Here is a 19773-nt window from a genome sequence, read left to right on the forward strand (position 1 = left end):
GGTCACATCAGTCTGAACAGCCCGGGTCCTCCGCCTACCGCATGGTTAGACAGGGATGGCCCGACGAGGGTTGTTCTTCATCATCATCTTGTTCCAGAAGAGTTGCCGGATCGGAAGCCGACATCGGGAACCTTTTCGTCAATCCATCCATTAGGAGGACGTCATGGCTGGTAGGCGAGCTGCGGGACGTCGAAGCACGTCCGCGTCATGTCACCGTTCTGGGTGACCCAGCCGCGCCCGTCGACCCAGCGGGCGACCGAAAGACACGTGCGGCGCGTCGCCGGCGGCTCCGGCAGGGGGCGGTAGGTGACCGGCAGCAGCAGTCCATGGGCGGTGTAGGGCTCGTCGCGGTTCATGAAGCCGTCGACGCACGCGCGCGTGACGCCGTCGCCGTGCGACGCGCAGGAGCGGGCGGCGTCGGTGAACCACAAAGCGGCCGCCCAGCCCTCCAGTTGCCACTGGGAGTGCGTCTTCAGGTGCTTCGTGCCGTCGCGGAAGGCGCGGACGGCCGGGTGTCCGGTGTCCTCGTAGTTGCGGCTGGAGCCGGTGACCCACAGGGAGTCGCGGCAGTGCGGGGCGTCCTTGTAGCCGGCGGCGACGGTCGAGGACCAGTTCTGGACGTTGGTGACCTTCGCGGTGACGCGGACTCCGGCCCGGTCCATCGCCTCGCACAGCCGGGCGTTGCCGTGCGCGTCGATCGCGTCGAACACGAGGTCCGCCTTCTGGCTCTTCAGGTCGGCGGCGACGGCGCGGAAGTCGGGCAGCGCGAAGTCGACCTGCTCGGGCACCACCTTGTAGCCCTCGGCCTCCAGACCGCGCGTCACGAGGCGGGCGTACGCGGCCGACGCGGCCTGGTTGTAGGAGACGACGGCGGCGGTGCGGGCGCCCTTCTCGCGCTTGAAGTAGCGGTAGACCTCGGTGCCGCCGTACAGCTTCCCGTCCCAGCCGGGGGTGCCGTCGCGCGGCGCGGAGCTGCCGTAGATCCCGTACAGGTGGGGGTAGGTGTCGTAGGCGGGCCCGATGGGCTGGCCGCCGATGTCGGGGACGCCGGCCCGGGAGACGCGGGCCGCGCCCGCGTAGTCGAGCGAGGTGGTGGCGACCAGGGCGACGACCTTGTCCTCGTCGACGAGACGGTGGACGCAGGTGTTGTTGCCGACGCCGCTGCCGCCGTCGTCGCACAGGTGCGCCTCGACGCGGCGGCCGTCGATGCCGCCCTGCGCGTTCAGGTGCGCGAAGTAGGCCTGGGCGCCGTCGCGGGTGTCGGTGAAAGTGGCGCCGCCGACGGGGCTGGTGGCGCTGGTGATGATGCCGACGCGGATCGGGGTGGAGGCGTCCGCCGGGGCGCGGCTCGTGCGGCCGTCCTCGAAGGCGCTCTCGGGCAGCCGGGAGCCGCAGGCCGCGACCGTGAGCAGCGCCGCGGTGAGGGCGAGGGCCTCAGCAGCCCGGCGCGGCCGAGGCATTGTCGCTCAGCTGCACCAGGGCGCACAGGGTCTTGACCGACACCTTCCAGGTGCCGTCCTGCTCGACGGAGGTGCCCTTGGCGTCGGGCAGCACCGTGGCACCCTTCAGCGACAGCGAGTACGTCACATCGGCGTCGGTCGGCGAGGTGAAGGTCACCTTCGTGACCTCGGCGGAGACCTGCTGACCGCGCTGGTCGCCGTTGAAGCCCTGGAGGACCTGGCTCATCTTCTGCCCGTTCTCCAGCACTGCTTCCTTCTCCTTGAGGGAGACGGAGGGGTCGAAGAACTTCTCCCAGTTCTCCTTGATCTCCTTGCGTGCCGCGGCCGGGTCGGCCGGAGCCGTCGCCGCGGGGGTCTGTGAGGCGGGGGTCGGGGGGTTGTGGTCCGCTCCCCCGCTGTCGTCGCCGCACGCCGCGAGGGCCGGTCCGAGCACCAGCGCACCGGCGAGGGCGAGCGCCGCGCCGCGCCCGCGGCCCGTCCTGATCCTGCTCCCGAGAACCATCTGGCTCACCACCGGGTATCGGTCCGGGCCTGTCCTGCGCCCGGTGCTTTCAGGGTCGGCTTCCAGGAGGCATAGTGCAAGCGATCGCCGGACAAGACCAGACACCTGCACGCGCACCGGGCCGTGCGACGACGGGGGAGCCACGATGCGGACGGTCGGACCACGCTCGGTGCACCCGGCGGCGTGGGCGGGACTCGCCGCGCTGGCCGCAGGGGCGGTGCTCTGCGCGATCGGCTGGTACGGGGTGTCGGGCGAGCGGTTCGCCGAGCGGCAGCTGCCGTATCTCGCCTCGTGCACGGTGCCGGGCGCGGCCCTGATCGTCGCGGGCGCGGTGCTCCTCACGTACGGCCGCGGCGCGCTCGCCGCGTCGCGGGTGGAGCGGCTGTACGAGCTGCTCGTGGCGACCGGGGCGCCGCCCCGCGCGGAGGCCGCCGCCGGTCCGCTCGCCACCAGTGACGAGCTGCGGACGGTGCCGGGCGGCACGCTGTGGCACCGGGCCGACTGCCCGCTGGTCGAGGGCCGGGCCGACGCGGTGCCCGTCGACGCGGCGGGTGCCGCGGAGCGGGGGCTCGCCCCGTGCCCGCTGTGCGAGCCTCCCGCCGGGAGCTGAGGCGTGGCCTCCCTGACGTACGAACTGACGCTCGCCGGTCTGTCGGTGGGCTCGGCCGCGGCGCTGACCGGGGTCGGGCTCGTCGTCACGTACCGGGCGACGGGCGTGCTCAACTTCGCGCACGGGGCCATCGCCATGTTCTGCGCCTACGTGCTGCGGCAGCTCGTGGTGGTCTGGGACTGGCCGCTGTGGGCGGGCGCCGCGCTGGTGCTGCTCGGGGTGGCGCCCGCGCTCGGGTTCGCCCTGGAGCGCGGGGTGTTCCGGCCGCTCGCGGTGTCCGGGAACGACCCGGCGCGGACGCTGGTCGCGTCGATCGGCGTGTTCGTGCTGCTGGTGGGGGCGGCGGCGCTGCTGTGGGGTACGGGCGCGCAGGAGGACGCGCCGGTGCTGATCGCGGCCGACCCGTGGGGGCAGCTCGCGGTGGTGTGCGCGGTCGCGGTGGCGGTGTGGGCGGTGACCCGGCTGACCCGGTTCGGCGGGGAGCTGCGGGCGGTGGTCGACGACCGGCGGCTGGCGGTGCTGGGCGGGGTCGACGCGGACCGGGTGGCGGCGGTGGGCTGGGCGTTCGGCGCGTGCACGGCGGGCCTGACCGGGGTGCTGCTCGCCCCGTACGTGCGGCTCGACCCGTACGGGCTGCCGCTCCTGGTGATGGAGGTCGTGGCCGTCGCGGTGGCGGCGCGGATGCGGTATCTGTCGGTCGCGGTCGGGGTGGCGCTCGCCGTCGGGGTGGCACAGAGCCAGCTGACGCGGCTGCATCCGGGCGGCTGGGCGCAGCCGCTGCTCCAGGCGGTGGGGGCGAACCTGTTCGTGGTGGCGCTGCTCGTCGCCGCGCTCGTCCTTCCGGCGGTCGGCGGGGCGGGGGCGCTGTCGCGGGCGGCGACGCGGCGGGTGGTGCCGACGCCGCCGGGGGCGTGGCCGGTGGCCGGGGTGCTGTTCCTGCTGCCGCTCGGGTTCGCGGGGTCGGACCTGCACACGGCGGTCCAGGTGCCGGCGCTCGCGCTGATCCTGCTGTCGCTGGTCGTGGTGACCGGCCGGGCGGGGCAGCTCGCGCTGGGCCAGGGGGCGTTCGCCGGGCTCGGGGCGCTGTACGCGGTGCTCCTCTCGCTGGGCCGTTTCCCGGGCCTGCCCCAACTACCGGGGCTGGCCGCGCTGCTGGTCGCCGTTCTCCTGGTGGCGCCGCTCGGCCTGCTCACCGCGCTGCCGGCGATCGGCCGGCACGGTCTGGCGCTCGCGCTGGCCACGTTCGCGGTCGGGGTGGGGGTGAGCCGCTTCGTGTTCGCGCAGCCGTACGCGGCGGGCCTGGTCCCGCCCCGCCCGGCGGGCCTCGCCGACGACCGCGCGTTCTACGCCCTCGAACTGGTCCTGCTGTGCGGGGCGTTGCTCGTGGTCCGGCAGGTGCGGCGGGGCCGGGCCGGGCGGGCGCTGGCCGCGCTGCGGGACGACGAGGCGGGGGCGGCCGCGGCGGGTGTCCCGGTGGCCGCGCTGAAGGTGGCGGCCTTCGTCCTGGCCGCCGCCCTGGCCGCCCTGGGCGGCGCTCTCCTCTCCTTCGGCCTGCGCTCCTTCGACCCGTCCTCCTTCGACCCGGTCCGTGGCCTGCTCTGGTTCGCCGCGATCGTCGTCCTCGGCGCGGACGGCCCCCTCTCGGCCCTCCTGGGCGCGGCCCTCCTGGTCGGCCTGGACGCGGGCACCCGAGGCGGCGTGGCAGCGGCCACGATCGGCCTCCTGGCGGTCCTGGTGGGCCGCTTCCCCGAGGGCCCGTACGAGGCGGTGCGGTCGCTGTCGGTACGGGCACGTGGGCGCGCCCGGCTGACCGAGCGGGGAGCCGCGGTACGGGTCCGGCTCGGGCGGGGCGGCGGAGGACCGGGAGCGGAGCGGGCGGAACCGGGAGCGCGGGGCGCGGGGCCGACCGGCCTGCGAGGACATGCTGCGTCCGGGCCCGAAGGCGAACTGTCCAGCTCGCCGGAGCGGAAGCGCGCGCCCGCATCGGACGAAGGGGCCTCCGGGTCGGCGAAGCCGAACACGTCGACCACGCCCACCGCACCGCCCGGGCCCGAAGGCGGCACCAGCCGCTCGGCCGGACCCCCGGTGCCTGCCTCGGCGCCCGGCCGGGGTCCAAGGCCGGGCCACCGGGGCCTGGGCTCCGCCCCTGCGCCCGGGCCAGCCGCCGTCGGCGGGACGACTGATGTACCCGACGCCACCGGATCGGCCGTAGACGTCGCGAAGTCGGGGGCGGGCGGCGCCCCTCCCGCCGCTCCCCCGGCTCCACACCCCGCCGCCGAACCGCCCGGCAGGGCGCCCGTGCTGGCCTGTGCCGGGATCGTGGTGCGGTTCGGGGGGCGGGTGGTGCTGGACGGGGTCGGGGTGCGGGTGGAGGCGGGGCGGGTGGCCGCTGTCGTGGGGGACAACGGGGCCGGGAAGAGCACCCTGTTCCACTGTCTGGCCGGGACGCTGCGGCCGGACGCGGGGCGGGTGTGGTTCAGGGGGCGGGACGTGACGCGGACGGCGGCGCACGCGCGGACGCGGCTCGGGGTGGCGCGGACGTTCCAGCAGCTCGTCGTGTTCCCCTCGCTCAGCGTCGGGGACAACATCCGGGTCGGCGCCGAGCAGGGCCGTGTCCGTGACCCCGGGGCCACCGCGCGGCTGCTGCGGCTGATCCGGGTGCCCGACGGGCGGCGCACCGACGACCTGTCCACCGGGACGCTGCGCCGGGTCGAACTGGCCCGCGCGCTCGCCGGCCGCCCGCACGTGCTGCTCCTCGACGAACCGACCGCCGGGCTGGACGACGCCGAAGTGGCCGAGCTGACCCGGCTGTTGCGGGCCCTGGCCGCCGACGGCACGGCGCTGCTGATCGTCGAGCACGACCTGGAACTGGTGGCCGCGCTGGCCGACACCGTGCACGTACTGGAGGGCGGCCGGATCGTCGCGTCCGGTCCGCCCGGCGAGGTGCTCCCCGCGAGGGCCGGCCGATGAGGCGCGGCGTCGAACTGCGGGGCGCCCACGTCCACTACGGTCCCCTGGAGGCCCTGCACGGCGTCACCCTCGCGGCCCCCGCGGGCGCGCTCACTGTGCTCCTCGGCCGCAACGGCTCGGGCCGCACCACCGTGCTGCGCGCGCTCGCCGGCACCGTGCCGCTGTCCGGCGGGGCCGTGCTGTGGGACGGCCGGGACGTCACAGGACACACCGCGCACGCCCGCGCGGCAGCGGGACTGCGCTTCGTCCCCGACCGGCAGGCCGTGCACGCGGGCCTCGGCGTGACGGACAACCTCCGCCTCGTCGCCCCGGACGGCGACCTCGCCCCGGCCCTCGACGCCTACCCGGAGCTGCGCCCCCTGATCGACCGCCGCGCCGGCACCCTCTCCGGCGGCGAGCAGCGCATGCTGGCCCTGGCCCGCGCCCTGCTCGCCCGCCCCCGCGTCCTCCTCCTCGACGAACCGGCCCAGGGCATGTCACCCCGGGTCGCGACCCGCACGTACGAGCTGCTGCGCGGCCTGGACGCGTGCGTGGTGCTGGCCGAGCAGCGCCTGCCCGCCCCCCTGAGCCGCCCACCTCGCGAGAACGAACACCCGGTACTGGCGTACACCCTCGGCCGCGGCACCATCACCTTCCGAGGCGAAGCAAGCGACCCACACCTCCCGGCCACTTAGGACGACGGGACAGATCCGCCCCGTCAGGGGCGCGGGGAACTGCGCGACCAGCCACGACGGCGGGGAAGCCGACAACGGCGTCGTCCTCCCCACGGCGGCAAGGCGTCCACCGCCGTCGGCGACGGGCCGAGGACATCCCCCGAACGCCTACGGCAACTTCAGCATCGCCCCGACGACCAGCCGATTCGGATCGGCACCGATCGTCTGCCGATTGATCCGGTACAGCTCCTCCCACCCACCCACGACCTTGAAGCGACGCGCGACGGCGCCCAGCGTGTCGCCGGGCTGCACGAAATGGGCCCGCCCGGAGAGCCCGTACCGCTTCGCGCACACCGGCCAGGCGCCCCAGCCCTGGATCCGGACCACGTCCTCGGCGACCTTGATCTGCTCCTCGCGGGTGGCGAGGTCGGCGCGCGGCGCGTACTTGAGGCCGCCGAACTCCTTCCAGGTCGCCTGCCAGAACTGCAGCCCGCCGTAGTACGAGTTTCCGGTGTTGGCGTTCCAGCGACCGCTGCTCTCACAGTCGGCGACGCAGTCCCACGGCCACGTGCCCTTGGTGCAGACGCGGGGCGCGCTGAGTCCGCCGGGCCCCGGGGCGGGCGGCGGGACGGCCGCGGCGCGCGCGAGGTCCAGGGTCAGGCCCAGCGGAAGCAGCGCGCCCAGCAGGGCCGCCGCACAGCGCCGCGCGGCGGGCGTCACGGGGATCAGATGCATCGCGTCACGCTACGCAGCGCCCCGCCGGGCGCAGCCGTGCCGCGCCGCGCCCGGCGCGGCCCCACCCGGTCGGCGCACCTGCGCTTTTGTGCGGGATGCGTGACCCAGGCGGCCGGTCACCCGTTGTCCCTTCATCAGCACTCACAGCGAGACCGATCCTGAGGAGCCACCCGTGCCGCGCTTGCTCGACGTCAGTGACGACGTACGCGCCGAGATCGGCGACGAAGAAGCCGACCGGCTGCTCGCCGGGGACAACGCCCCGGGCAGCTACGACTGCACGTCCTGCCGCACCCCGGGCGACACCCAGCAGGAACGGACCAGCACCGTCCTGTTCGTCGGCGACGAGACCGCCGTGCTCGCCTTCGCCCACGCCGCCTGCCTGCCCTCGCAGGTCGTCCAGGTCAACGAGGACCAGCTGCAGGGAGCCGTCCAGTCGCTCGGCGCCCCCGGCGCGGACGCGGCGGCCCCGTCGGCCGAGGCGCCGCCCGCGCAGGCCGTGCTCGGCGTGACCAGCGGCCTGATCCTGATCAACGGCGATCTGCACCCGGCGCTCGTCGTCGAGCCGACCGGCCCGATCTCCCGCCCCGGCGCGCAGTCCGGCGGCGACGACTTCCTGCCGCTCCTGATCGAGCAGGGCTTCATGCCGGTGCCGGAGCTGGCGCAGGCGCCGCGTTCGCTGCCCGGCTGGTCGGTGCTGCTGGCCATGGGCCAGCTGCACGCGGTCCTGCAGCCCGGCACCGGCGGCGCGCCCGCGCAGGTCGCCTGGTGGCAGGCGCACCAGCCGCTCGTGGTGACGGAGGGCTGGCGGGCCGCGGCGAACAAGACGCAGACGGTGCTCGTCTTCGCCGCCCCGGTCGGCTCGATCGGCCGCCAGCCGCGCGAGGACCTGCTGCGCGACGCGCTCGACAAGGCCGCGGCGAACGGGCGGCTGGTCGCCGCCGCGATGCCGCTCGCCGGCACCTGAGCCGCACCGACCGCACCCTCCCCGGAGGACCCGCACGACCCGGACCCCGCCGAATCCGCCGGTCACGCCCCTGACGCCCCGCAAAAGCCGAGGCCAAGGGCGCATCCGACGGGGGGTCCGGGTCGTTTGCACCTATGTGCACCCATACGACCTCACCTCAGCCCCGCGGCGTCAGCCGTACCCGACGCCGATCCCGTCGATGCGGCCCTCGCAGCCCCCGGCGGGCGGCCGCTCGGCCACCCCGATCTACGACGCGCTGTACGCGGAGTACCGCCGCTCCTTCCGGGCCCTGCCGGGCGATCGCAGCGGCGAGGAGGAGCTGGGGTTCACCTCGTTCGGGGCGGGCCTGTACGGCTCACGGCACCACGCGCCGCCGCAGCTGTGGCAGACGAGCAGCGGGCGGCACGCCGGTCCGGGAGCATCGCTCCCGGCCGCCCTGCCGCCCGCTCCGCGCCGCGAGCACCACTGAGGTCCCCGGCGCGGCCGTAACTCTCGCCGTTACTTCTTCTTGCCGCGCTTCTCCCGCACCCGCACGGAAATGTGGATCGGCGTCCCCTCGAACCCGAACTCCTCGCGCAGACGCCGCTCCACGAAGCGCCGGTAACCCGCCTCGATGAAGCCGGAGGAGAACAGCACGAACCTCGGCGGCTTGGTGCCGGCCTGCGTACCGAACAGGATGCGGGGCTGCTTGCCACCGCGCACCGGGTGCGGGTGGGCGGCGACGAGCTCGCCGAGGAAGGCGTTGAGCCGGCCGGTGGGGACGCGGGTCTCCCAGCCGGCCAGCGCCGACTCGATCGCCGGGACGAGCTTCTCCATGTGGCGGCCGGTCCGCGCCGACACGTTGACCCGCGGGGCCCAGGCGATCTGGCCCAGCTCGGTCTCGATCTCGCGCTCCAGGTAGTAGCGGCGCTCCTCGTCGAGGGTGTCCCACTTGTTGAAGGCGACGACGACCGCGCGGCCGGCCTCGACGGCCATCGTCACGATGCGCTGGTCCTGGATGGAGATGGACTCGGACGCGTCGATCAGGATGACCGCGACCTCCGCCTTCTCGACGGCGGCGGCGGTGCGCAGCGAGGCGTAGTAGTCGGCGCCCTGCTGGAGGTGGACGCGCTTGCGGATGCCCGCCGTGTCGACGAACTTCCAGGTGACGCCGCCGAGTTCGATCAGCTCGTCGACCGGGTCACGGGTGGTGCCCGCCAGCTCGTTGACGACGACGCGCTCCTCGTTGGCCACCTTGTTCAGGAGCGAGGACTTGCCGACGTTCGGGCGGCCGATCAGGGCGATGCGGCGGGGGCCGCCGACGCCGGCGGCGCCGAAGGTCTGGGCCGGCGCCTCGGGCAGCGCCTCCAGGACGGCGTCGAGCATGTCGCCGGTGCCGCGGCCGTGCAGCGAGGAGACGGGGTGCGGCTCGCCGATGCCGAGGGACCACAGGGCGGTGGCGTCGGCCTCGCCGCTGGGGCCGTCGACCTTGTTGGCGCACAGCACGACGGGCTTCTTGGCCTTGCGCAGCAGGCGGACGACGGCCTCGTCGGTGTCGGTGACGCCGACCTTGGAGTCGACGACGAAGACGACGGCGTCGGCGGTCTCGATGGCGTACTCGGCCTGCGCGGCCACGGACGCGTCGATGCCGAGGACGTCCTGCTCCCAGCCGCCGGTGTCGACGACCTTGAAGCGGCGGCCCGCCCACTCGGCCTCGTACGTGACGCGGTCGCGGGTGACGCCCGGCTTGTCCTCGACGACGGCCTCGCGGCGGCCGATGATGCGGTTCACCAGGGTCGACTTGCCGACATTGGGCCGGCCGACGACGGCGAGGACGGGCAGCGGGCCGTGACCCGCCTCCTCGATCGCGCCCTCGACGTCCTCGAGGTCGAAGCCCTCCTCGGCCGCGAGCTCCATGAACCGGGCGTACTCAGCGTCGCCGAGCTCGCCGTGATCGTGCTCCGCGCCGCCCTCGGGCTGGATCTGGTCGTTCATGAAGTCCGTACCTCGTCGTTCATCGTGGTGATCGGTGCCCGCACCCGTTCGGGGCGCGCGCACTACTGAAAGTCTCGCTCAGCGCCCGGTCAGGCGCCTGGCGTTCTCCAGGTGGGCGGTGAGCCGGTCCTGGATGCGCACGGTCGCCTCGTCCAGCGCCTTGCGCGTGCGTCGGCCGCTGCCGTCGCCCGCCTCGAAAGGGTCGCCGAAGACGACGTCGACCCGGCTGCGCAGCGGGGGCAGCCCCTTTATCAACCGTCCGGGCCGGTCGGTGCTTCCCAGGACGGCGACCGGGACGATCGGCGCGCCGGAGCGCACCGCGAAGTAGGCGAGCCCGGCCCGCAGCGAGGCGAAGTCGCCCTCGCCCCGGGTGCCCTCGGGGAAGATGCCGAGGACGCCGTCGTTCCTCAGCACGTCGAGAGCGCGGGTGACGGCGGTGCGGTCCGTGCCGGTCCGGTCCACCTTCACCTGGCCGATGCCGTCGAGGAAGCGGCCGAGCGGTCCGACGAACGCCTCCTGCTTGATCAGGAAGTGCGCCGGACGCGGGGCCACGCCCATGACCATCGGCCCGTCGATGTTGTGCGCGTGGTTCACGGCGAGGATCACCGGGCCGCTCGCGGGGACCCGCCAGGATCCCAGCACGCGCGGCTTCCACAGCCCGTACATCAGGCCGACGCCGATGCGCCGTCCGACCTCGGCGCCGCGCTCGGAGGGAGCGTCGCTCACCGGGAGGCCCGCTTCTCCTCGACCAGCGTGACGACGCACTCGATGACCTGCTGCAGCGTGAGGTCGGTGGTGTCGACCTCGACGGCGTCGCCGGCCTTGGCGAGCGGCGACGTCTTGCGGCTGGAGTCGGCCTTGTCGCGGGCCACGAGGGCCTCCTGCGTCGCCTTGACGTCGGAGCCCTTGACCTCGCCGGAGCGGCGGGCGGCGCGGGCCTCGGGCGAGGCGGTCAGGAAGATCTTGAGGTCGGCGTCGGGCAGCACCGTCGTACCGATGTCCCGGCCCTCGACGACGATGCCCTTCTCGGCCGAGGCGGCGATGGAGCGCTGCAGCTCGGTGATCCGGGCCCGCACCTCGGGGACGGCGCTGACGGCGCTGACCTGGGAGGTGACCTCGGTCGTGCGGATGGGACCGGCCACGTCGGTGCCGTCCACCGTGATGGTGGGACCGGACGGGTCGGTGCCGGAGACGATGTCGGCCTTGCCCGCCACCGCGGCGACGGCGGACGGGTCGCTCAGGTCAATGCCGTTGTTCACCATCCACCAGGTGATCGCCCGGTACTGGGCGCCGGTGTCCAGGTAGCTCAGCCCGAGCTGGGCGGCGACGGCCTTCGAGGTGCTCGACTTGCCCGTGCCGGAGGGTCCGTCGATGGCGACGATCACGGCTGCCGGGGTTTCCATGGGTGACGGACACCTTTCTCAGTGCACGGGGGCATGCGGACGAGGCGCGGACACGCCCCGCACAAGGTTACTGGCTCCGAGAAGCGACTCTTACTGGCGCCCTGACCGCCACCGCTTACTGGCGCATGGCCCAACCGCGCTCGCGCAGCGCGGCGGCGAGCTTGGGCGCGGCGGCGGGCTGCACCATGAGCTGGATGAAACCGGCCTGCTGCCCGGTCGCGTGCTCGATCCGCACGTCCTCGATGTTGATCCCGACGGCGCCGGCGTCCGCGAAGATGCGAGCGAGCTCACCCGGCTGGTCGGAGATGAGGACGGCGACGGCCTCGTACGCGGCGGGGGCGGCGCCGTGCTTGCCGGGGACCCGGGCCTGGCCCGCGTTGCCCTTGCGCAGCATCGTCTCGACGCCGTCGGCGCCCTCGCGGCGCTTGTCGTCGTCGGAGGACTGGAGCGCGCGCAGCGCCCGTACGGTCTCGTCGAGGTCGGCGGAGAGGTCGGTGAGGAGGTCGGCGACGGGGCCCGGGTTCGCGGAGAGGATGTCGATCCACATGCGCGGGTCGGAGGCGGCGATGCGGGTCACGTCGCGGATGCCCTGGCCGCAGAGGCGGACGGCGGCCTCCTCCGCGTTCTCCAGGCGGGCGGCGACCATGCCGGAGACGAGGTGCGGCATGTGCGAGACGAGGGCGACGGCCCGGTCGTGGGCGTCGGCGTCCATGACGACGGGCACGGCCCGGCACAGGGCGACCAGTTCCAGGGCGAGGTTGAGGACCTCGGTGTCGGTGTCCCGGGTCGGGGTGAGCACCCAGGGCCGGCCCTCGAAGAGGTCGGCGGTCGCGGCGAGCGGGCCGCTGCGCTCGCGGCCGCTCATGGGGTGCGTGCCGAGGTAGGCGGTGAGGTCGAGGCCGAGGGACTCCAGCTCGCGGCGCGGGCCGCCCTTGACGCTGGCGACGTCGAGGTAGCCGCGCGCGACGCCGCGCCGCATGGCGTCGGCGAGCTGCTGCGCCACGTGCGCGGGCGGCACAGCGACGAGACACAGGTCGACGACGCCTTCGGGGGCCTCGGCGCTGCCGGCGCCGAGTGCGGCGGCGGTGCGGGCCTGGTCCGGGTCGTGGTCCTCCAGGTGCACGGTGACGCCGCGCGAGGCGAGCGCCAGGGCGGCGGAGGTGCCGATGAGGCCGGTGCCGATGACGAGTGCGGTTCTCACTGGGCGATGTCCTTGCGCAGGGCGGACGCGGCGCCGAGGTAGACGTGCGCGACCTCGGACTTGGGCAGCTCGGTGTCGACGTGCGCGAGGAGGCGGACGACGCGCGGCATGGCGCCGGCGATGTCGAGCTCCTGGGCGCAGATCAGCGGGACGTCCACGATGCCGAGGCCGCGGGCGGCTGCCGCGGGGAAGGCGGAGTGCAGGTCGGGGGTGGCGGTGAACCAGATGGAGATCAGGTCGTCCCCGGTCAGCCCGTTCCGCTCCAGGACGGCGGTGAGCAGCTCGGCGACCTGCTCCTCCATGTGCCCGGCGTCGTCCCGTTCGAGTTGGACCGCGCCCCGGACCGCTCGTACCGCCACCGTGTCACTCCTTGATCCTGCGAACCGCATCCTGCGTACGTTCTGCCATCGCCCAGCGTAATCGGGCCGGTGCGACGGAACGCGCGGCGCCCGTCTGTCGAGACGGGCGCCGCGCGTCCGGGGGCGTGGGTACGAGGGTCAGAGGCGCTGTTCCTTGACGAGGTCCTCCAGGGAGGCGCCGGAGGGCACCTGGCCGTCGGGGGTGAGCCGGTCGACGACCTGCGGCAGCTGCCTGGCCACCTGCTGGGCGGCCTCGTCGCGGCTGACGCCCGCCTCGGCGGCGACCTTGTCGAGGGTCTCGTCGGGGACGGCCTGCCGGACCTGCTCGGGGCTGAGCGGCTGGTTGTCGCCGGTGCCGATCCAGGAGTCGAGCTGCCCCTGGTCGCCGAGGCCGGACTTCGTGATCATGTCCATCAGGCCGCCCAGCGGGTTGGAGCCGGCCGCGCCTCCCCCGCTCTTCCCCGCGAGCACGCTCTGCAGCAGCGAGCCGAGGACGTTGGCCCCGCCCCCTCCGCCGCCCGCCGCGCCCTGTCCGCCTCCGCCGAGGAGTCCGCCGAGCAGACCGCCCAGATCCATTCCTGCCATGACCTTGTGCCTTTCGGTGTGCCGCAGACGACCACCTCAATGTCACCCGGGCCGCCCCCTGCCGCCACTCGGTGCGACCGGCGCTCGTAGGCTCCGGTCATGGAACCGGAGCGGCTGGTGCGTGATCACACGGTGTACGCGTGCGTGATGGGTTCGCGTGCCTTCGGGCTGGCCACGGAGGGCAGCGACACGGACCGGCGCGGTGTGTTCCTGGCGCCGACGCCGCTGTTCTGGCGCTTCGAGAAGCCGCCGACGCATGTGGACGGGCCGGCCGAGGAGCAGTTCTCCTGGGAGCTGGAGCGGTTCTGCTCGCTGGCGCTGCGCGCGAACCCGAACGTGCTGGAGTGTCTGCACTCGCCGCTCGTGGAGCGGATCACGGACACGGGGCGTGAACTGCTCGGCCTGCGCGACGCGTTCCTGTCCCGGCAGGCGCACGACACGTTCGCCCGGTACGCGCTCGGCCAGCGCAAGAAGCTGGAGGCGGACGTGCGCACGCACGGCGCCCCGCGCTGGAAGCACGCCATGCACCTGCTGCGCCTGCTGACCTCGTGCCGCGATCTGCTGCGCACCGGGGAGCTGGTGATCGACGTGAGCGCGCAGCGGGAGGAGCTGCTCGCGGTGAAGCGCGGCGAGGTGCCGTGGCCGGAGGTCGAGCGCCGGATGGCCGCGCTCGCGGCGCAGGCGGAGGAGGCTGCGGCGCACACCCCGCTGCCGGCGGAGCCGGACCGGGCCCGGGTCGAGGACTTCCTCGTCCGGACCCGACGGGCGTCAGCGCTGGAGACCCTCTAGACGCACCCGGACGATCAGATCGTCCAGAGCGTCGTACGCGCCGGGCTCGTCCGGCAGCGTGCTCGCAGCCTGCGCGGCGTCGAGGTCCGCGTGCAGCGCCTCGATGTCGGCGGCGGCCCGCTCGGACGCGAGGTCGGTGCCGCCGTGCTCGGCGGCGGCCTTCGCCTCGATCAGCTCGGGCAGGTAGCCGGGGGCGTCCACGGCGTCGAGCAGGGTGGGCAGATGGGCCTCGACGCGGCCGGTGCGCATCAGGTGGATGCCGGTGAGCAGGACGCGGAAGGTGTAGAGCAGCGGCTTGAGTTCACGCGTCTTCTCGTGGAGCCGCCACTGGGTGCCGGCGAAGCCGCGGTAGTGGTGGGCGTGGTGCCGGGTGAGGACGCCGGGCGCGAGGGCGACGAGTTCGGCGTGCGCCGGGCTCGTGTGCACGACGAGCGGCGAGAGCAGCTGCTCCAGGACGTAGCCGTTGCGGCGCAGCATCAGGCGGACGAACTTGCGCAGGTCGTGCGTGACGAGGTCCATCTCGATCCCGTCCTTGTCCCACATGCGCGAGCGCGTCTCGTCCGGTTCACGCAGTCCTACGAGCGCCTGCGGCGGCAGCAGGTGGACGCCGCGCAGGTCGACGTCGGAGTCGCGGGACGGGAAGCCGTACAGGTGGGCGCCGGAGACGGTCGCGAAGAGCAGCGGGTCGGTCTGGTCGGCGACGATCGCGGTGAGGTCGGCGCCCTCGGGGAGTCCGGCGTCGGCGAGGGCGGTCGCGTCGGGGAGGGCGGTCACAGGGTGCCTCCGTCCCAGGCTGCGCCGATCGCGAGGAGTTCGTCGCGGTGCTCGACGCGCTCGACCCAGTCCGCGGGCCAGGCGTCGGTGCCGAGGTGGGCGCCCGCGAAGGCGCCGGTGAGGGCGGCGATCGAGTCGGAGTCGCCGGAGGTGCAGGCGGCGCGGCGCAGGGCGAGGACGGGCTCGTCGACGAAGAGCAGGAAGCAGAACAGGCCGGTGGCGAGGGCCTCTTCGGCGATCCAGCCGGCACCGGTGACGAGGCAGGGGTCGACCTCGGGGTTGGCGTCCCGCAGGGCCGCTTCGAGCCTTTCGAGCACGGCCAGGCACTCGTCCCAGCCGCGGGTGACGAAGTGCTCGGGGTCGGGGTCCTGGGAGCCGCGCCACAGGTCGCCGAGCCAGTCCTCGCGGTAGACGGTGCGGCTGCGCAGGGCGTGGGAGCGCAGCTGTCCGACGAGGCCGGCGGGGTCGACGCCCTCGGCGAGGAGCTGGACGGCCCGCGCGGTGAGGTCGCTCGCGGCGAGGGCGGTGGGGTGGCCGTGGGTGAGCGCGGCCTGCAACTGGGCGGCGCCGGAGCGCTGGGCGTCGCTCAGCCCGGGGACGAGGCCGAGCGGGGTGACCCGCATGTTGGCGCCGCAGCCCTTGGAGTGGATCTGGGTGGCCTGCTGCCAGCGGCGGTCGCTGTCCAGGAGGCGGCAGGCGGTGAGGCAGGTGTTGCCGGGCGCGCGGTTGTTGTCGGGCGAGTGGTACCAGTCGACGAACTCCTCGCGCAGTGGCCGCTCGAACCGCTTCGGGCCGAGGGTGCCGCGGCCCATGCCGGTGCGCAGGGCGCGGGCGACGGCGAGCGCCATCTGGGTGTCGTCGGTGATGTGGGCCAGCGGCCGGGGCAGCTCCATGTCCCGCCAGGGGCCGAGCTTGGCGAGGATCGAGGGGACGTCGTTGAACTCGGTCGGGAAGCCGAGCGCGTCGCCGAGGGCGAGGCCGACGAGGGACCCGGTGGCGGTGTTCTTGGTCGGGGCGGTCATCGTCGGGTTCCCTCCGTCGGAGCGGGCTCGGGTGCGGGCTCGGGTGCGGGGCGCAGCAGCGGCGGGTGGAGCGAGTCGGCGCCGCCCCCTCGGTAGAGCGCGGCGGGTTTGCCGCGGCCTCCGGTGAGCCGGGAGGCGCCGGGGATCTGGGCGACGAAGCCGGGCGTCGCGAGGACCTTGCGCCGGAAGTTCGCGGGGTCGAGTTCGGTGCCCCAGACGACCTCGTAGACGTGGCGGAGCTCGCCCAGGGTGAACTCGGGCGGGCAGAACGCGGTGGCGAGGCAGGTGTACTCGAGCTTGCCGCCGATCCGCTCGTGGGCGTCGGCGAGGATCCGGTCGTGGTCGAAGGCGAGCGGCCCGTGGGCGCCGGTGTCCGCACCGCCGTACGGGACCCAGGCGGCGCGGGCCGCGTCGCCGCCGCCGTGCGCCTGCGGGGCGTCGGGGACGAGCGCGGCGAAGGCGACGGAGACGACCCGCATCCTGGGGTCGCGCCGCGGGTCGCTGTAGGTGCGCAGCTGCTCCAGGTGCAGGCCCGCCACGTCGTCGAGCCCGGTCTCCTCGGCGAGTTCGCGCCGGGCCGCGGCCTCGGCGGACTCGTCGGGCCGCAGGAAGCCGCCGGGCAGCGCCCAGCGTCCGGCGTAGGGCTCCTGGCCCCGCTCGACGAGCAGGATGTGCAGGGCGCCGGAGCGGATGGTGAAGACGGCCAGATCGACGGTGACGGCGAAGGGCTCGTAGGCGTGCTTGTCGTAGGCCGGTGCGCTGGGCGCGACCGGTGTGTCGGTGCCGGGCATGCGGCGACCCCCTCCCGTTATTGGTCTACCTGACCTTAAAGGGAGAGGGTCGTCGCTCACAAGCCCTGCCGCGGACCTGTCGCCGCTTGCGGGGTCTGTCCGGCCTAGAGGTCGACTTCCTGCATCAGCATGCCGACCTCGGTGTTCGACAGGCGGCGCAGCCAGCCGGACTTCTGGTCGCCGAGGGTGATCGGACCGAAGGCCACCCGCACCAGCTTGTCGACCGGGAACCCGGCCTCGGCCAGCATGCGGCGCACGATGTGCTTGCGGCCCTCGTGCAGGGTCACCTCGACCAGGTAGTTCTTGCCGGTCTGCTCGACGACGCGGAAGTGGTCCGCCTTCGCGTACCCGTCCTCCAGCTGGATGCCGTCCTTGAGCTGCTTGCCCAGGTCGCGCGGGATCGGGCCGACGATGTGCGCGAGGTAGACCTTCTTCACGCCGTACTTCGGGTGGGTCAGCCGGTGCGCCAGCTCGCCGTGGTTGGTGAGCAGGATGACGCCCTCGGTCTCGGTGTCGAGGCGCCCGACGTGGAACAGCCGCGTCTCACGGTTGTTCGTGTAGTCCCCGAGGCACTGCCGGCCCTCGTTGTCCTCCATCGTGGAGACGACACCGGCCGGCTTGTTGAGCGCGAAGAACTGGTACGACTGCGTGGCGACGGTCAGACCGTCGACCTTGATCTCGTCCTTCTCGGTGTCGACGCGCATGCCCTGCTCGAGCACGATCTCGCCGTTGACCTCGACACGGGCCTGCTCGACGAGCTCCTCACAGGCACGCCGGGAGCCGTATCCGGCCCGGGCGAGCACCTTCTGCAGCCGCTCGCCCTCCTGCTCGGCGCCGGGGAAGGTCTTGGGCAGGTTCACCTTGGGCTTGCCCGCGTAGCGCTCGCGGTTGCGCTCCTCGGCCCGCGCCTCGTACTCGCGCGAGGTCGCCGGGACCCAGCGCCCGCGGCCCGTGGAGGACTGCTGGCCGCGCTTGGGGCCGCCCTTGGCACCGCCGCGCGCGGACGCGCCGCGGCCCGTCTTCGGGCCGTCCTGCGTGCCGCCGGGGCCCACGTCGTAACGCCGCTCCTCGGGACGCGGCTTCTTCGGACGGCCGCTTCCGCTGCCGCCCTGCTTGTCGTCGCGGTTGTTGCCGGCGCCGCGGAAGTTACCGCGTCCGCCGCCGTTCCCGCCGCGGCCGCCGCTGTTGCCACCACGGCTCCCGCCGTTGTTTCCGCTGCTGTTCCTGCCGCTGCTGCTTCGCATCAAATTTCCGTCTAGTCGACTGCGTCCTCGTACCCCGGCGCATCGGGTGCGTCCGGGTCGAACGACGGGACCCCTTCCAGCGTGTCCGCCTCGATCGCGTCCGCCTCGGGGAGGAAGGGCGCGAGCTCCGGGAGCTCGTCCAGGCCGCGCAGGCCCATCCGCTCCAGAAAGTAGTTCGTCGTCCTGTACAGGATCGCACCTGTTTCGGGTTCCGCGCCCGCCTCCTCGACAAGACCGCGCTGGAGCAGGGTCCGCATGACCCCGTCACAGTTCACCCCGCGCACCGCGGAGACCCGCGAACGGCTCACCGGCTGGCGGTACGCGACGACCGCCAGCGTCTCCAGAGCGGCCTGGGTCAGCCGCGCGACCTGCCCGTCGAGCACGAACCCCTCGACGGCCGCCGCGTACTCCGGCCGGGTGTAGAAGCGCCAGCCGCCCGCCACGGGGCGCAGCTCGAAGCCGCGGCCCTGGACGGTGTACTCGTCGGCCAGGGCGCGCAGGGCGTCCGCGACGGCCCGCTCCGGCCGCTGCAGGATCTTCGCCAGGTGCTTCTCGGTGGCGGGCTCGTCGACGACCATGAGGACGGCCTCCAGGGCGGGCTTGAGATCGAGCCCCGCCACGCCGTCCTCGGTTCCGGCGCTCATACGGCCTCCTCCTGCTGCTCTCCACGCGGTTCCTCCGGACTTTCCGGCGCCCGGTCGAACTCGTCCGTCACTACGGGCTGCTCCCCGCCCTCGCCGCCCGTCCAGCGCACCAGGAGCTCGCCGAGCGCGGCCTCCTGGTCCAGGGCGACGGCCTTCTCCCGGTACAGCTCGAGCAGGGCGAGGAAGCGGGCCACGACCGTGAGGGTGTCGTCGGTGTCGGCCACGAGGTCCTGGAAGCTGGCCTCGCCGAGCTCGCGCAGCCGCGCCACCACGACCCCGGCCTGTTCCTGCACGCTGACCAGCGGGGCGTGGATGTGGTCCACGTAGACCTGCGGCTTCGGCTTGGGCTGCATCGCCTTGACCGCGAGCTTCGCGAAGCCCTCGGGGCCGATGCTGATGACGACGTCGGGCAGCAGCTCGGCGTGGTGCGGCTCCAGGCCGACCGTACGCGGGTGGCGCCGCGCCTCGTCGTCGAACCGCGCGCTGAAGATGTCCGCGATCTTCTTGTACGCGCGGTACTGGAGCAGCCGCGCGAACAGCAGGTCCCGCGCCTCCAGCAGCGCGAGATCGCCCTCGTCCTCGACCTCCGCGGCGGGCAGCAGCCGCGCCGCCTTCAGGTCCAGCAGGGTCGCGGCGACGACCAGGAACTCGGTCGTCTGATCCAGGTCCCAGTCCGGCCCCAGGGCCCGCAGGTGCGCCATGAACTCGTCGGTCACCTTGGACAGCGCGACCTCGGTGACATCGAGCTTGTGCTTGGCGATCAGCTGCAGCAGCAGGTCGAACGGCCCCTCGAAGTTCGCCAGCCGAACGGTGAACTTCCCGTCGTCCGCACCACCCTCGGCCTCGGGCGCGGACTCCACGGCCACCGCTCCCACGACATCCGGCTCTGCGGCCACCCCGGACTCGGGGACTGGCGCAGGCTCCGCGACATCCGCCTCCGCGACGGCCTCGGGCGCGGACTCCGCGGCCACCGCTCCCACGACATCCGGCTCTACGGCCACCCCGGACTCGGGGACTGGCGCAGGCTCCGCGACATCCGCCTCCGCGACGGCCTCGGGCGCGGACTCCGCGGCCACCGCTCCCACGACATCCG

The 19773-nt window shown here is 73.9% G+C and carries 21 protein-coding genes; 6 read left to right on the top strand and 15 right to left on the bottom strand.

Going from position 1 to position 19773, the window contains the following annotated elements:
• Positions 1 to 161: 161 nt before the first annotated feature.
• Both ACZ4E1_RS32475 and ACZ4E1_RS32480 read right to left on the bottom strand, forming a co-directional pair.
• The gene (locus ACZ4E1_RS32475) at positions 162 to 1460 is read right to left on the bottom strand and encodes an ABC transporter substrate-binding protein (RefSeq protein WP_467546264.1); all 1299 of its coding nucleotides are present in this window, start codon (positions 1458 to 1460) and stop codon (positions 162 to 164) included.
• Complete coding sequence (locus ACZ4E1_RS32480) at positions 1435 to 1962, bottom strand: MTB12 C-terminal domain-containing protein (protein ID WP_467546266.1); 528 nt, start codon at positions 1960 to 1962, stop codon at positions 1435 to 1437. The genes ACZ4E1_RS32475 and ACZ4E1_RS32480 overlap by 26 nt, the downstream gene beginning before the upstream one ends.
• Positions 1963 to 2107: 145 nt before the next feature.
• Between ACZ4E1_RS32480 and ACZ4E1_RS32485 the strand changes: the two genes are divergently transcribed.
• Genes ACZ4E1_RS32485 through ACZ4E1_RS32495 form a run of 3 tightly spaced genes read left to right on the top strand, consistent with a single transcriptional unit; the run spans position 2108 to position 6216 of the window.
• The gene (locus tag ACZ4E1_RS32485) at positions 2108 to 2572 is read left to right on the top strand and encodes a hypothetical protein (RefSeq protein WP_467546268.1); all 465 of its coding nucleotides are present in this window, start codon (positions 2108 to 2110) and stop codon (positions 2570 to 2572) included.
• A gap of 3 nt (positions 2573 to 2575) precedes the next feature.
• Complete coding sequence (locus tag ACZ4E1_RS32490; RefSeq protein ID WP_467546270.1) at positions 2576 to 5542, top strand: ABC transporter permease subunit; 2967 nt, start codon at positions 2576 to 2578, stop codon at positions 5540 to 5542.
• The gene (locus ACZ4E1_RS32495) at positions 5539 to 6216 is read left to right on the top strand and encodes an ATP-binding cassette domain-containing protein (protein WP_467546271.1); all 678 of its coding nucleotides are present in this window, start codon (positions 5539 to 5541) and stop codon (positions 6214 to 6216) included. Before ACZ4E1_RS32490 ends, ACZ4E1_RS32495 begins: the two co-directional genes overlap by 4 nt.
• Positions 6217 to 6363: 147 nt before the next feature.
• On the opposite strand, the gene ACZ4E1_RS32500 is transcribed toward ACZ4E1_RS32495, so the two are convergent.
• A complete protein-coding gene (locus ACZ4E1_RS32500) occupies positions 6364 to 6930 on the bottom strand; it encodes a LysM peptidoglycan-binding domain-containing protein (protein WP_467546273.1) in 567 nt (188 codons plus the stop codon).
• Between the two features lie 172 nt (positions 6931 to 7102).
• On the opposite strand from ACZ4E1_RS32500, the gene ACZ4E1_RS32505 reads away from it, so the two are divergent.
• Positions 7103 to 7894 (top strand): hypothetical protein, encoded by a 792-nt coding sequence (locus ACZ4E1_RS32505; RefSeq protein WP_467546275.1) that lies wholly within the window; start codon positions 7103 to 7105, stop codon positions 7892 to 7894.
• Positions 7895 to 8093: 199 nt separating this feature from the next.
• Positions 8094 to 8363 carry a hypothetical protein gene (locus ACZ4E1_RS32510; RefSeq protein WP_467546277.1) on the top strand — a complete coding sequence of 90 codons (270 nt, stop codon included), beginning with the start codon at positions 8094 to 8096 and terminating at the stop codon, positions 8361 to 8363.
• Positions 8364 to 8392: 29 nt separating this feature from the next.
• Here the strand turns inward: ACZ4E1_RS32510 and der are convergent, their stop codons facing one another.
• The 6 genes from der to ACZ4E1_RS32540 all read right to left on the bottom strand — a co-directional run bounded on the left by der (position 8393) and on the right by ACZ4E1_RS32540 (position 13416).
• Positions 8393 to 9868: a ribosome biogenesis GTPase Der gene (der, locus tag ACZ4E1_RS32515; protein WP_467546279.1), complete on the bottom strand. Its 1476-nt coding sequence runs from the start codon at positions 9866 to 9868 to the stop codon at positions 8393 to 8395.
• A 78-nt stretch (positions 9869 to 9946) separates the two neighbouring features.
• The gene (locus ACZ4E1_RS32520) at positions 9947 to 10594 is read right to left on the bottom strand and encodes a lysophospholipid acyltransferase family protein (RefSeq protein ID WP_188339742.1); all 648 of its coding nucleotides are present in this window, start codon (positions 10592 to 10594) and stop codon (positions 9947 to 9949) included.
• Complete coding sequence (gene cmk, locus ACZ4E1_RS32525) at positions 10591 to 11271, bottom strand: (d)CMP kinase (protein ID WP_467546281.1); 681 nt, start codon at positions 11269 to 11271, stop codon at positions 10591 to 10593. The genes ACZ4E1_RS32520 and cmk overlap by 4 nt, the downstream gene beginning before the upstream one ends.
• A gap of 115 nt (positions 11272 to 11386) precedes the next feature.
• Positions 11387 to 12472, bottom strand: coding sequence for a prephenate dehydrogenase (locus tag ACZ4E1_RS32530; protein ID WP_467546283.1), 1086 nt, complete (start codon positions 12470 to 12472; stop codon positions 11387 to 11389).
• Positions 12469 to 12831, bottom strand: a complete 363-nt coding sequence (gene aroH / locus ACZ4E1_RS32535) for a chorismate mutase (RefSeq protein WP_467546285.1) — start codon at positions 12829 to 12831, stop codon at positions 12469 to 12471. The genes ACZ4E1_RS32530 and aroH overlap by 4 nt, the downstream gene beginning before the upstream one ends.
• A 138-nt stretch (positions 12832 to 12969) precedes the next feature.
• A complete protein-coding gene (locus ACZ4E1_RS32540; protein WP_467546287.1) occupies positions 12970 to 13416 on the bottom strand; it encodes a YidB family protein in 447 nt (148 codons plus the stop codon).
• Between the two features lie 99 nt (positions 13417 to 13515).
• On the opposite strand from ACZ4E1_RS32540, the gene ACZ4E1_RS32545 reads away from it, so the two are divergent.
• Complete coding sequence (locus ACZ4E1_RS32545; RefSeq protein ID WP_467546289.1) at positions 13516 to 14205, top strand: nucleotidyltransferase domain-containing protein; 690 nt, start codon at positions 13516 to 13518, stop codon at positions 14203 to 14205.
• Here the strand turns inward: ACZ4E1_RS32545 and ACZ4E1_RS32550 are convergent.
• The 6 genes from ACZ4E1_RS32550 to ACZ4E1_RS32575 all read right to left on the bottom strand — a co-directional run bounded on the left by ACZ4E1_RS32550 (position 14185) and on the right by ACZ4E1_RS32575 (position 19765).
• On the bottom strand, positions 14185 to 14979 hold the full coding sequence (locus ACZ4E1_RS32550) for a nucleotidyltransferase domain-containing protein (RefSeq protein WP_467546291.1): 795 nt from the start codon (positions 14977 to 14979) through the stop codon (positions 14185 to 14187). The two genes, ACZ4E1_RS32545 and ACZ4E1_RS32550, sit on opposite strands and share 21 nt — an antisense overlap.
• Positions 14976 to 16001, bottom strand: coding sequence for an ADP-ribosylglycohydrolase family protein (locus tag ACZ4E1_RS32555; RefSeq protein ID WP_467546293.1), 1026 nt, complete (start codon positions 15999 to 16001; stop codon positions 14976 to 14978). The genes ACZ4E1_RS32550 and ACZ4E1_RS32555 overlap by 4 nt, the downstream gene beginning before the upstream one ends.
• Positions 15998 to 16792, bottom strand: a complete 795-nt coding sequence (locus ACZ4E1_RS32560; RefSeq protein ID WP_467546295.1) for an NUDIX hydrolase — start codon at positions 16790 to 16792, stop codon at positions 15998 to 16000. Before ACZ4E1_RS32560 ends, ACZ4E1_RS32555 begins: the two co-directional genes overlap by 4 nt.
• Before the next feature lie 104 nt (positions 16793 to 16896).
• Positions 16897 to 18036 (bottom strand): pseudouridine synthase, encoded by a 1140-nt coding sequence (locus tag ACZ4E1_RS32565; protein ID WP_467546297.1) that lies wholly within the window; start codon positions 18034 to 18036, stop codon positions 16897 to 16899.
• 11 nt (positions 18037 to 18047) lie between these two features.
• Positions 18048 to 18680 (bottom strand): SMC-Scp complex subunit ScpB, encoded by a 633-nt coding sequence (scpB, locus tag ACZ4E1_RS32570; protein ID WP_467546299.1) that lies wholly within the window; start codon positions 18678 to 18680, stop codon positions 18048 to 18050.
• Positions 18677 to 19765, bottom strand: coding sequence for a segregation and condensation protein A (locus tag ACZ4E1_RS32575; RefSeq protein WP_467546341.1), 1089 nt, complete (start codon positions 19763 to 19765; stop codon positions 18677 to 18679). Before ACZ4E1_RS32575 ends, scpB begins: the two co-directional genes overlap by 4 nt.
• Positions 19766 to 19773 lie beyond the last annotated feature (8 nt).

This window comes from Streptomyces sp. NPDC025806 (assembly GCF_055558275.1).